This window comes from Massilia oculi (genome assembly GCF_017582745.1).
GTDB classification, from domain to species: Bacteria; Pseudomonadota; Gammaproteobacteria; order Burkholderiales; family Burkholderiaceae_D; genus Telluria; species Telluria oculi_A.
On the sequence record NZ_JAFVIM010000040.1, the window covers coordinates 1 to 12469 of the forward strand.

A 12469-nucleotide genomic window follows, 5' to 3' on the forward strand; every position below is an offset into this window, starting at 1 on the left:
GGTTGTGGACCTACAATCACGACCGGCCTAACATGGCGCTCGGCGGTATTACGCCAAAACAGAAATTGGCGCTCGCCGCTTAACCTCTACTTTTAGCGTGCTCTAAAAATGGGGGGATTACCAGAAGAAGCGAAGCAGAAGATGAAATCGCTTTACAGGGCTCGGCCAAAACGAGAAGCAGCCTGAGCTCGTCTAAAGCGGTCAGAAGTACACCTCGAGCGCGCGAATTCCGAGAGCAAACGCTACACCGCCTACTCCAAGCTCGCAGCCAGTCTGCTGTTTCGATCGGTATCGAACTTCGTTCAACGCTAGCAATCTATTTGTCTTGTTTGCTGCCGGGTCGACGCCGCTGGCGAGGGATTACAGGCGTCGAGCGCGGCTCCCGCCTGCTTGGTTTCGATGTGCTGGCGAATCGCTCGAGTTGTTCACGCAACTCAGCAACCTTTGCTCGCTCTGCAGCGAGCTGGCTCTCCAGTTCCCCGCACTGAAATGCGGTTCTCATGGTCTGGCTAGCCGCTCGGTCTCGCTCGTCGGCAAGTAGTTCCGCCTTAGTCATATAGGCGCTGAGCTCTTGGCCTTGTCGGGCAAGATGAAACTGAGCCCGCTGTGCCTCGGACTGGATTTCTTCAATGCGGGACGCGAACGTCCGGCGCTCGGCGTCGAGTTGCTTCTGCAGTTTCGTCGCCGCAGTTCGCTCTTTGTCCAGGTCAACCAGGGTTCTTTTCGCCAGATCGGTGTAACGCTGCTCAGCTTGAAGGATGCGGTCAGTTAATTTCTCGATCTCCGCCGCGCGCTCTCTTAACATCGAACTTATCTGGTCGCGCAACGTTTCAATGTCAGCTCTAGCCTCATTCAGTCTCAAGTCCGTTTCTTGCTGGGCTGCTGCTGCCGCGCCAAGTTCATCCCGCTGTTTTACGATCGTCCCCTCAGCTGCTGCTATTTGATCGCGGCCGTCCTTGAGCTGGGCAGACAGTTGAGCGATGTCATCTTCCAGACGGTCCTTTTCGGCCAGGGCAGCGTCGCGTTCGACCATTGCGCTCTGCCGCAATACAATGATCGACTCGTCAGCAGCCTTTTGGGCTAGCGCCCAGATCTCACCGATCAGCTGGCCGCCCGACTGCTTTACCTGATCGGGCAAGTCCGCATGCTGAAGGTCGACCCTTGCCCGTTCACGCAAGTCACTCCAAAACCTTTTCAATGCTTCGCTTGGAACAGACATACTCCCTTTCCGAACAAGCTGATAGAGAGCGTTCGTTGTTGGAGTCACGCCGTACCTGAAGAACATAACGGCACAAGCTTCCCTATAGAGATCCGCAGTGCGTGGAAACCGATCACGCAGGCAATCAATGTCAGCCTGCATAGAGGCTGTGCTTTGCCTATTCTCGAGCATATACCCCCCTTTTCGTAGTCCCGTAATACTACGTAAAACGTAACGAAACCGGCGCCCTCCTCTGAAAATATGACATTACTCCTATAATGTCGAATATGCTCAAGCGCTGGCTGGAGAAGCGTCGCGGGCTGCCACTCTCCGTCTAACAGCCGCGGGATCTAAAACTGCAGCCACAACATGGAGATATCGACGAAGCAAAGGCCTTTTGCTCAGCTACCGTAAGAAATTAGTCTTTGCTACACTGGCAGGCAGCAATAGCAGGCTATAGGTCGAGCTGGTCGCTTTTTCATCTTGTAAGGGGGTTCTGGTTTGCGAGTACCCGACATCGAACTGACCGAGCGAGAGACCGATCTCCTGAACCAAATCAGGTTCCGCTACACATCGCATGATGAGCTCCGTGCGTCTCTTATGCCGATGGCAGGCCTGACCGAGTCGTTATTGGAACGCGGTGCGATCCCCGAGGTGCGGCTTTTATACTTCACCGATCCCGAGCGCAATCCAGGAGGGCGCGGGAAATCCCGTCAGCAGGTTTTCGAGAATAACGGCATCTCAGGTACTGAAATCTATGCTCATGGGAATTTCCTGAAGTTTCTCGAATACTTCATTTATGGCCCTGCCCTTCCGCCGAATATCGTCGCGAAATTCACGGAGGCCATGTCGTTCTCCGGGCATTTGACCTATGGGGACATCAACGACCTGGCTCCTGCTGCACGTGCCGCTGTGCGATCAGCTCGGCTTAATCCACACGAGGCCGCGGAAGAGTTCCACAAGTTAGCGCTTGAGTGCGGCGCAATGCCGTCTGGGGCCGAGAGTATCCGGAAGTCGGTCCTCGCTGTGCGCTAAGCCCCTAGGCTCCAGCGACCCGACCTTACGACCGGACGAGTGGTCCTCGCCCGCCTGAGCACATTGTGAGTCCGCCGCAGCCAGACGATCAGCGAAATTGCGCACTACCTGCTCTTGCCGGCCCTGCCAGGCTTCCTTCTGCCACGCGTATTGGTTTCTTTCGTCCGGCTTTTGCGGCCGCGACGTCGCTGAACCTCGCCGTAAGCGATGAACCCGGCCGCGATGATGCCAAAGATAACCCCGACCAGTACCGTCAGATCCCGCATCTCGTCCGTAACAACCAGGTTCATGTGGTACTTCCCCTCAAGCGCAGTGCATTACCGATCACCGATACCGAACTCAGGCTCATGGCCAGCGCGGCGATCATCGGCGATAGTAGCTGCCCGGTGAAGGGATAAAGCAGACCTGCGGCCAGCGGAATTCCCATGGCGTTGTAAACAAAGGCGAAGGCGAGATTCTGCCTCATGTTGCGCACAGTCTCCAACGAAAGAAGTCGCGATCGCGAAATGGCACGCAAGTCGCCCTTGATGAGTGTGACGTGTGCCGAATTGATGGCGACGTCAGTACCGGTACCCATTGCAATCCCAACGTCCGCTTTCGCCAGCGCCGGGGCATCGTTAATGCCATCGCCGGCCATTGCCACTACCTTGCCCTGTTGCTGCAGCCTTTCGACCAGGGCCAGTTTATCCTGTGGCGTGACCTCTCCGTAGACCTCCGAAATCCCGAGCCTCGACGCGACCGCCTTCGCCGTGGTCACGCCATCTCCGGTCGCCATCACCACCGTCATGCCGGCATCGCGCAGCGTCGCCAGCGCTTCCGGCGTCGTCGCCTTGACTGGATCAGACACCGCGATCAGGCCGACAAGCTTTCCCTGAAGTGCCAGGTACATGACGCTTGCACCGACTTGTCGAAGCTCTTCCGCGGCCTTCTGTAGTGGCGTCCAGTCGACCTTTTCGGTGTCCATGAGCGCCGTATTGCCCAACGCAACCCGCTCGCCCTGCACTGTGCCCCGTACACCGATCCCACTGGACGATTCGAAGGTTTCAGGCTTGTGCAGCGGCAGATTCCGCCTGCGTGCTTCCGCGACGATGGCGTGTGCCAGCGGGTGCTCGCTCCCCTGGTCGATACTTGCCGCGATCCGTAGAACATCGACTTCCTGGAACCCGGGGGCAGCGATCGCCCGGTCGAACGCAGGTTTCCCTTCCGTGAGCGTGCCGGTCTTGTCGACGATGAACGTATCGACCTTGCGCATCGCTTCGATCGCCGCGGCATCGCGGAACAGCACGCCCTGGGTGGCGGCGCGGCCTGTCGCGGCCATGATCGACATCGGCGTCGCCAAGCCCAATGCACACGGGCAGGCGATGATCAGGACCGCAACGGAGTTTACGAAGCCGTAGACCCAGCTGGGCTCGGGCCCGAACAGCCCCCAACCGATCAAGGTAAGCAGCGCGACGGCCACGACGACGGTGACGAAATAGCCGGCCACCACGTCGGCCAGGCGCTGCATGGGCGCCCGCGAACGTTGCGCCTGCGCGACCATCTGCACGATCTGGGACAGCATGGTCTGCGATCCCACGCGCTCGGAGCGAATGACGAGACTGCCGCTAGTGTTGATGGTTGCGCCGATGACCTTGTCGCCGGGGCGCTTCGTCACCGGTAGCGGCTCGCCAGTGAGCATGGCTTCGTCCACCGCGCTTTCGCCCTCCAGGACCACCCCGTCGACCGGCACCTTCTCGCCAGGCCTGACCCGCAGCGAATCGCCGATGTGGACGTGCGAAAGCTCGATGTCTTCCTCGGTGCCATCGGCGCGGATCCGCCTGGCCGTTTTCGGCGCAAGGCCGAGCAAGGATTTGATCGCAGCCGATGTCTGCGAGCGTGCACGCAGCTCGAGGATCTGACCGAGCAGGGTCAGCGAAACGATGACGGCGGCGGCCTCGTAGTAGACGCCGATACGGCCGTGCATCGCGAAGTTCGACGGAAACAGGCCCGGGAACACGGTCGCAACCAGGCTGTAACCATACGCCGCGGCGACCCCGATACTGATCAAGGTCCACATATTGGGGCTGCGATTCTTGAACGACTGCGCACCACGGACAAAGAAAGGCCACCCGGCCCACAGGACGACCGGCGTGCTGAGGACGAGCTCGATCCAGCTCTGGTAAGCAAGGCCTCCGCTGAAGATCCGGTGCCCTGCCATCGCCAGGATGGTGACGACGACCGTCAGCGGCAGCGTCCACCGGAAACGACGGCGGAAGTCCTCCAGTTCCGGATTCTCTTCATCCTCCAGCGACGGCAGCATCGGCTCCAGGGACATTCCGCATATCGGACAATTACCCGGGGTGGCTTGCTGGATTTCCGGATGCATCGGGCAGGTGTAGATCGTCCCTGGCGGCGCCTCGGGCATAGCCGCGGGGGCGCCTTTCTCCGTATAGCTGGTGGGATCGGCGCGAAACCTGTCCATGCACTTCACGCTGCAGAAGTGATAGAGGACGCCGTCGTGCTCGACGCGCCGATCCGGCCGGTCGGCAACGTTCATCCCGCATACGGGATCGGTATAGGGCTTATCGGACGCAGCAGTCGGATGATGTTGGGATGCACCGGCCATGCTTGCACCGGAGGCGTCGACGGCATGATGCCCGTGCGCGTGGTGGCATTCGTGGCCCTTCTGCTGGTGACCGACGTGATCATGCACTTCATGTTTCATGGCAGCTCCAGTAAAAACCATTGTCCTCGCGCGGCCCGCCTGTCGCAAGCGGTGCGCGACCTGTGATGTCTATCCGTTTTCCTTGGCGTGATTCAGGGAATACCGTGGGATCTCGACCGTAAGATCCGCCTCCGCGACAATGGCCTGGCACGACAACCGGGACAAGTGCTCCACGCCCCATGCCCGGTCGAGCATGTCTTCCTCATCCTCGCTCGCTTGGACGAGGGACGAGTATCCCTCCCTTACGATGACGTGACACGTCGTGCAGGCACCAACCTTGCCGCATGCATGCTCGATGTCGACGTCATTCTCCAGCAGCGCGTCGCAAATGCTGGTGCCGGGAGCGGCCACGATCGATGCGCCGGAAGGCGCGCACTCAGGATGCGGTAACACAGTAATTCTAGGCATGTGCCAACTCCTTTCCGGCACCTGGACTGCGGTACCGGCAGAACAGACAGCGTGGTGTCACTGGCGTCTCGTCCGAATCGGAAAGGGCACTCCCTGCCTGCTTCGCACGCGCGAAGTCGCGCAGGCCTGTACTTGGCATTGCGGCCACGCGCTTGTCTGAGCTGTGGGCCTCGCGACGGGTGGATTCATACATAAAACGCCTCCGGAAAGTGGACTATTCCACTGTAAACCTTCCAATGATGGAAAGGTCAAGCGGAATTTCCGCTGAACGAAGGCGCAGGTAGCGGCATGCCTTCCAGGGTGAAGCGGCGCCGCGTGCGACGTAGGAAAACACTGCGCGTCCATTTCCGATTCTGGAAGAAGTCCGACGACCCATGCTGTGCGCTGACGCACCCTGTTTGCATATCTCGCCAATGCGGCGTACCTGTCGCCCTGACTTTAGTCAGCCTTAAGAGCTGCTTCAGGCCAAAAAATGTCGTGCTATACTCGCGACACCTATGAACCGCGCACTCAAGACATTTCTGGTTTGGCTCCTGCTGGCCGTGCTTCCGCTGCACGCGCTTGCGGCCAACCGTATGTCGTGCGGCCCGGCTCACCAGCAGTCCAGCCAGATTTCGATTGATCCGGGCATGCAGTCCCACGAGCACATGGCCGATGCGCACGCTCATCACGGTGGCGAGCATGCAAGCCAGTCGGACGACTCCCTGGTCGACGCCGATCCGGCAGACTCCAAGGCAGGTAAAAAGCCGCACTCCACCTGCAGTGCGTGCTCCGCGTTCTGCCTGGGCGCCGTCGCGCCACCCTCCACTCATTTCGCTGTCCCGGCTTTCGACGGCTCCAACGCAGTCGTCGTTGCTCCTGCGGCCTTCGCCGTTGGCTTCATCCAGGACGGCCCTCAACGCCCTCCCCGGCACCAATCCGCTTAATCGTAACAAGAGCTGACCCGCTGTCCTTTGGCGGCGCCGTCGTCGCTCTTGAGCACTCGTGCGTGCCCGTGCACGCCCTGTTACCGATTTTGAGGATTGTCCATGACCTCCAAGCTTTTGGCCGCCGCTATAGGCGCCTTGCTGGTCCTGCCGATGTACGCGCACGCCCAGCAATCCCGTCCGCTGCCAGACCCTGCAGACCCCGCCGTCGCAGTGCCACCGACCGTGTACGAATCGGTCATCACCAGATCTTCGCCGGCGCCGCAGGCCGACCAGGCCACGCCTGACAAATCCTGGCGCGCCGCAAACGATGCCGTTGCCGGAGCGCCGGGACACGCGGGACATGGTGCCCACGGCGGTGAACAGAATCACCACGGCCATAAAGAAGCGCCGGCTCCGTCCGCACCAGCGCCCACGTCGCCAGCGAAGCCGGCCAGTCCTGCGCCTGTGGATCACAGCAAACATCATTAAGCCGAACACATAATGACAACAAAGCTTTCAATTCCCACAATGCGTGCCGTCGCGGCAGCTGCCATGGCCCTCGCGTTGAGCGGTTGCGCGACGTTCTCCAAGGACGGCGGCCTGGACGCAGTCTCATCCTTGACCGCCGAGCGCACCGGCCAGGACGTTCGCCTGCCCAAGACGAATGCCAATGGCGCGGCCATCCAGGACGAGCTGAACCAATTGCTGAAACAGCCGCTCACCGCCGACAGTGCCGTTCGCATTGCCCTGATCAACAACCGGGGCCTGCGCGCCTCGCTCGCCGAGCTGGGTGTCGCCGAGGCGGACCTGGTGCAGGCGGGCCGAATGGCTAATCCAGGTTTCAGTTTTGGCCGCATGTCCGGCGGCGGCGAAACGGAGATCGAACGCAGCGTCATGTTCGATCTCGTCGGTTTGGTGACCATTCCGATCCGCCGCGATATCGAGTCGCGCCGCTTCGAGAGCGCCAAGCTGGTCGCGGCAACCGAAGCGGTCCGGCTCGCGCTTGACACTCGCAAGGCCTACTTCAATGCTGTTGCCGCTGTGCAGTCGGCGCGCTACGCAGAGCAGGTCCGCGAGGCGGCCGGCGCGAGTGCCGAGCTGGCGCAACGCATGACCAAGGTCGGACACCTGAGTGCCCTTGACCAGGCGCGCGAACAGGCATTCTCGAGCGAAGCCTCGACCCAGCTTGCGCGCGCGCGCCACAATGCGACCGCTGCGCGCGAGCAGCTTGCGCGGCTGATGGGTGTGTGGGGAGAGAACACGACGTTCCAGCTTCCCGACAAGCTGCCGGAGCTGCCGGCGGCGCCACGTGAGGCAGGCAATATCGAGTCGCTCGCCATGCAGCAGCGCCTCGATGTGCGCCTGGCAAAGCTTGGGACCGAGTCGACCGCGCGCGCCCTGGGACTGACGAAGGCAACCGGCGTCATCAACGTGCTCGACGCTGGCTACGTCAACAAGAGCACATCCGGCGCGCCACGTGAGAACGGTTACGAGATCGAGCTCGCCCTGCCGATCTTCGACTGGGGAGGCGCACGTGTCGCAAAGGCCGAGGCGCTGTACATGCAATCGGTCCACCGCACCGCCGATACCGCCATCAATGCCCGGTCGCAGGTCCGCGAAGCGTATTCAGCTTACCGGACCACCTATGACGTCGCCAGGCAGCACCGCGATGAGCTGGTACCACTGCGCAAGAAGATCTCCGAAGAGAGTCTGCTTCGCTACAACGGCATGCTCATGAGCGTGTTCGAACTGCTGGCCGACGCACGCGCACAGATAGCGGGCGTGAACGCGGCCATCGATGCCCAGCGTGATTTCTGGATCGCGGAAACGGATCTGCAGGCCGCCATCAGCGGCAGCGGCGGTTCGTCGCTCTCCATGGCTTCCTCCGCCGCGTCCACCGAAGCCGCCGCCGAACATTAAACAAGGATTGAATCAGCAATGAGTTCTCGTCGAGATTTTTTCACTGGCGCAGCCGCCCTGGTCGGCGCCGGACTGGTCAGCCGCGCTGGCGCGGCCACCCTCCCGGAAGCCCCGGTCATGACCAGCGCCGCCACGCAGCCGCCACCGCCGCCGCCCAACGGCAGGCCGTATAACCCCGTCGTTACCCTGAACGGCTGGTCGCTGCCCTGGCGAATGAACAATGGCGTCAAGGAGTTCCACCTGATCGCCGAACCGGTCGTGCGCGAGATCGCGCCCGGCATGAAGGCGAACCTGTGGGGCTACAACGGGCAGAGCCCGGGGCCGACCATCGAAGTGGTCGAAGGTGACCGTGTGCGTATTTTTGTCACCAACAAGCTACCGGAGCACACCAGTATCCACTGGCACGGCCAGCGCCTGCCGAACGGGATGGATGGCGTCACAGGCCTGAATCAGCCGGGCATCCAGCCGGGCAAGACCTTCGTCTACGAGTTTGTCGCCCGGCGCCCTGGCACCTTCATGTACCACCCGCATGCCGACGAAATGGTCCAGATGGCGATGGGCATGATGGGATTCTGGGTCACGCACCCGAAGAATCCGGCCCACCACCGCGTCGACCGCGATTTCGTGTTCCTGCTCAACGCTTACGACATCGAGCCGGGCAGCTACACGCCGCGCGTGAACGAGATGCTCGACTTTAACATCTGGACCTTCAACAGCCGCGCCTTCCCAGGCATCGACACCATGAACGTGCGCCAGGGCGACCGCGTGCGCATCCGCGCCGGTAACCTGACGATGACGAACCACCCAATCCACCTGCATGGCCATGAGTTCGAGGTCACCGGCACCGATGGCGGCTGGACCCGTCCGGAGTCGCGCTGGCCGGAAGTGACGACCGATATCGCCGTGGGCCAGATGCGCGCCATCGAGTTCATCGCGGACGAGCCGGGCGACTGGGCCTTCCACTGCCACAAGTCGCACCACACCATGAACGCGATGGGACACGACGTGCCGAACCTGATCGGCGTCGACCACCGCGGCGTCGCCGAGAAAATCACGAAGCTCGTGCCCGACTACATGGTGATGGGCGAGAAAGGCGGCTCGATGGGCGACATGGAAATGCCGCTCCCGGAGAACACCCTGCCGATGATGACCGGCCAGGGTCCCTTCGGCGGCGTCGAGATGGGCGGCATGTTCACCGTGCTCAAGGTGCGCAAGGACCAGAAGCCGGGCGACTACAAGGACCCGGGCTGGTACAAGCACCCCGCCGGCACCGTCGCCTACGAGTGGAAAGGCGAGCCGCCGGCCGCAGTGCGCAGCCAGAGCGCGGGCGGCCAGGCGATGCCCGCTGCCAAGCCTGGGGACGTCGAAGTCACCGTCCGCAAGCCGACCAGCCACAAGGGTCATCACTGATCGCAACAGGAAAGGACGAACCCATGATCCGACGACTAGCAAGCAAGATCGCGCTCGCCGCTGCATTGTGCGCTCCGGCGCTCGCAATGGCGGCCGCACCGGTTATCGACGTCTTCAAGAGCGCCTCGTGCGGGTGCTGCACCGCTTGGGTGGAGCACCTGAAAACGAACGGCTTCCAGACTAGGGTGGCCAACGTCGACAATCCTTCGGACTACCGCGAACGTGGCGGGATCCCGAATGAACTCGGCTCTTGCCATACCGCGATGGTAGGCGGTTATGCCATCGAAGGCCACGTCCCTGCCAGCGACATCAAGCGCCTCCTTGCCGAGAAGCCCAAGGCAAAAGGGCTGGCAGTTCCCGCGATGCCGCTCGGCTCTCCGGGCATGGAGGGCCCGCGCAAGGATCCGTACAACGTCCTGCTGGTACAGGCCGACGGCAGTACCAAAGTATTCAAGCACTACAACTGAACAGTATTTCCTCACGAACGAAAGGAATGAACATGAACGCACTCTCGAAACTGACTCTCGCAATCACCCTGGCCGCCGCAGCGTCCGTTGCCACCGCCCAGAACGGCGCGCACAGCGCCCATGGTGCTCATGACGCTCATGCTGGCCACGCGGCGCCGGCGACGGCTGAACTCACCGATGGCGAAGTCAAGAAGATCGACAAGGAAGCCGGCAAAATCACGCTGCGCCATGGCGAATTGAAGAACCTCAACATGTCAGCGATGACCATGGTGTTTCGGGTTAAAGACCCGGCCATGCTGGACCAGGTAAAGGCGGGCGACAAGGTCAAGTTCGCAGCCGACCGCGTCAACGGCGCGGTCACGATCGTCCAGCTCCAGGCGGCCCAGTAAGCCCACCGAGCCCATCCATCAACCGGAGGCTCGGTACGCTTGAACCGCGTTTGGCGAGCCTCCCAGGAGACCAGCATGAAAATCAAATCTTTCTTTGCAGCGGCAGTAGCGGTAGCCGGACTGGTGGCGACTTCCGCCGCGTCCGCACACGCCAAACTCGAGTCGTCGTCGCCACAAGCGAATGCGATAGTGAGCCCGGCGCCTTCGCAAGTGCGCCTGCAGTTCAGCGAGCAACTTGAGCTGCCATTCAGCAAGGTCAAACTGGTTGACGAGAAAGGCGCGGTCGTCGAGGCAAGCAAGACAGCCCTCGACGATGCGAATCCCAAGGTGCTGGTCGCCACCGTTCCGGCCCTGCACTCCGGGGCCTGGCGGGTTCAATGGTCCACGGTTACACGGGACGGTCACAAGGTCAAAGGCCAATTCGACTTCCGGGTAAAGTGACATGGAGGCTGACCTCGCACTGGCACAACGCTTCGTCACGGTCGTCCTGAACCTGTCGATGGCCATACTTGTCGGCGCCAGTGCAGCCCATATCTGGCTGCGCAGCGCACGGTCGGCATGGGGCATCGGCATGGTTCCGCGACTGCGCAAGCTCATGCTTCTTACGGTCTCGGCGGCAGCGGTGGCGTATGTCGCGGTCCTGTGGCTCGAAGCGGCATCTATGGCGGAGGTTCCGATAAGCGAGGCTTTTCCCGCAGTGCGGTCCGTCATCACCGCGACGCATTACGGACTCGCCTGGATGATCGGCGCAGCGGCGCTGCTCGTCGTTGTCTTCACCCTCCGGGCACACCATGGCGAACGGCCGGGTGCCGCAGCCGCGCTGGTGCGTGCGGTTGCCCTGGGCGTACTGCTCTATTCGCGCAGCATGGTGAGCCACGCCAGCGCCGCTGGCGACTTCACCTGGGCTGTGCTCGTCGACTGGGTCCACCTCGTGTTGATCAGCATCTGGATCGGCGAAGTCATCGTGGCCGGCCTGGTCACGCTGCGCACCCAGCCTGAATGGGAGTCGAAGAACCGCGGCGAATGCGCACGCTTCGTGAAGTCGCTGTCGACATCGGCTACCGTCGCCCTCGTCGGCATCTTCATCACGGGTGTGCTGAGCGCCTGGCGCGGACTGGGAAGCTTCGAGAACGCATTCGGCAATCCCTATGGGACGACCCTGCTCATCAAGATCGGACTGGTGCTGTCCGCAGCGGCACTGGGTGGCCTGAACCGGTTCGTCGTGATGCCCCAGTTGCTGGCACAACTGCGCAAGCCAAAGCCGGAAGGCGGCGCCGATGGGAGGTTTGCTCTCATCCTTCAGGTCGAGGCATGCATCCTGGTGGCCGTACTCGTCGCAGCAGCCGTCCTGAGTTCCACCTCACCGCCGACGGCGTCGTGAGGACTTCATCTTCCAAGGAATAATAATGAAAAAGAAAACCATTCCAGCGCTCGTCCTGAGCGCTGCACTCTTCGCGGTCTCCGCAGCGAGTCTGGCGGCGTCACCGAAAGAGGCGCTCGCAGCCTTCCATGATGCCCTCACGAGCGGCGACAAGGCGAAAGCACTCAGCCTGCTGTCCCCGGAAATTGCGATCTATGAATCGGGCTACGTCGAGCGTTCGCGCGATGAATATGCGAGCCATCATCTGGGCGGCGACATGGAATTCGCAAAGAACTCGACGCGGAAGGTACTGAAGCAGACCGAACGCATCGATGGCAATACTGCCGTCGTGTGGGAGGAAACTGAAACCACGGGCACTTCTAAAGGCAAACCAGTGCACGTATTCGGAACAGGCACGGCGGTCCTCGAAAAGAAGGGCGATATCTGGTCCATCGTGCACGTGCATTGGTCCTCTAGGAAGGCTAAGTAATCGCAAGCCTTGCGCCTGATACTTCGAAACGAGGAGCATTGCTCCTCGCTTGTACAGCGAAATCTGACGGCGAATCCAGCAAAACACAGTGAACTCAGCATCAGATGTCCCCTGTTGTGATACGCGCGCAGCGATGTACGCAACGCACAACAAGATGGCGCTTACCTGAAAATCAGCCTC

Annotated in this window: 13 protein-coding genes; 9 read left to right on the forward strand and 4 right to left on the reverse strand. The window is 61.4% G+C overall.

Going from position 1 to position 12469, the window contains the following annotated elements:
* Positions 1 to 316: 316 nt before the first annotated feature.
* Positions 317 to 1390 (reverse strand): DNA-binding protein, encoded by a 1074-nt coding sequence (locus J3U95_RS26825; protein ID WP_307728416.1) that lies wholly within the window; start codon positions 1388 to 1390, stop codon positions 317 to 319.
* Positions 1391 to 1699: 309 nt separating this feature from the next.
* Here J3U95_RS26825 and J3U95_RS26830 point away from each other — a divergent pair, with 309 nt between their 5' ends.
* A complete protein-coding gene (locus J3U95_RS26830; protein WP_157225732.1) occupies positions 1700 to 2233 on the forward strand; it encodes a hypothetical protein in 534 nt (177 codons plus the stop codon).
* A 104-nt stretch (positions 2234 to 2337) separates the two neighbouring features.
* On the opposite strand, the gene J3U95_RS26835 is transcribed toward J3U95_RS26830, so the two are convergent.
* The 3 genes from J3U95_RS26835 to fdx form a co-directional block, all read right to left on the reverse strand.
* On the reverse strand, positions 2338 to 2523 hold the full coding sequence (locus J3U95_RS26835) for a hypothetical protein (RefSeq protein WP_040778113.1): 186 nt from the start codon (positions 2521 to 2523) through the stop codon (positions 2338 to 2340).
* Complete coding sequence (locus J3U95_RS26840; protein ID WP_370659806.1) at positions 2520 to 4937, reverse strand: heavy metal translocating P-type ATPase; 2418 nt, start codon at positions 4935 to 4937, stop codon at positions 2520 to 2522. The genes J3U95_RS26835 and J3U95_RS26840 overlap by 4 nt, the downstream gene beginning before the upstream one ends.
* Positions 4938 to 5006: 69 nt before the next feature.
* Positions 5007 to 5345: an ISC system 2Fe-2S type ferredoxin gene (gene fdx, locus J3U95_RS26845; protein WP_109343465.1), complete on the reverse strand. Its 339-nt coding sequence runs from the start codon at positions 5343 to 5345 to the stop codon at positions 5007 to 5009.
* A 497-nt stretch (positions 5346 to 5842) separates the two neighbouring features.
* Between fdx and J3U95_RS26850 the strand changes: the two genes are divergently transcribed.
* The 8 genes from J3U95_RS26850 (at position 5843) to J3U95_RS26885 (ending at position 12289) form a co-directional block, all read left to right on the forward strand.
* Positions 5843 to 6271 carry a hypothetical protein gene (locus J3U95_RS26850; RefSeq protein WP_040778120.1) on the forward strand — a complete coding sequence of 143 codons (429 nt, stop codon included), beginning with the start codon at positions 5843 to 5845 and terminating at the stop codon, positions 6269 to 6271.
* A gap of 534 nt (positions 6272 to 6805) precedes the next feature.
* Positions 6806 to 8173, forward strand: coding sequence for a TolC family protein (locus J3U95_RS26855; protein ID WP_005670877.1), 1368 nt, complete (start codon positions 6806 to 6808; stop codon positions 8171 to 8173).
* An 18-nt stretch (positions 8174 to 8191) separates the two neighbouring features.
* Entirely contained in the window at positions 8192 to 9583 is a 1392-nt protein-coding gene (locus J3U95_RS26860; protein WP_109343467.1) for a multicopper oxidase family protein, read from the forward strand.
* A gap of 23 nt (positions 9584 to 9606) precedes the next feature.
* Entirely contained in the window at positions 9607 to 10050 is a 444-nt protein-coding gene (locus tag J3U95_RS26865; protein WP_005670881.1) for a DUF411 domain-containing protein, read from the forward strand.
* Between the two features lie 32 nt (positions 10051 to 10082).
* A complete protein-coding gene (locus J3U95_RS26870) occupies positions 10083 to 10439 on the forward strand; it encodes a copper-binding protein (protein WP_005670883.1) in 357 nt (118 codons plus the stop codon).
* A gap of 75 nt (positions 10440 to 10514) precedes the next feature.
* Entirely contained in the window at positions 10515 to 10880 is a 366-nt protein-coding gene (copC, locus tag J3U95_RS26875) for a copper homeostasis periplasmic binding protein CopC (protein WP_005670885.1), read from the forward strand.
* A gap of 1 nt (position 10881) precedes the next feature.
* Positions 10882 to 11820 (forward strand): CopD family protein, encoded by a 939-nt coding sequence (locus J3U95_RS26880; protein WP_208281582.1) that lies wholly within the window; start codon positions 10882 to 10884, stop codon positions 11818 to 11820.
* Positions 11821 to 11845: 25 nt separating this feature from the next.
* A complete protein-coding gene (locus tag J3U95_RS26885) occupies positions 11846 to 12289 on the forward strand; it encodes a YybH family protein (protein ID WP_005670889.1) in 444 nt (147 codons plus the stop codon).
* The last annotated feature ends 180 nt before the right edge of the window (positions 12290 to 12469 follow it).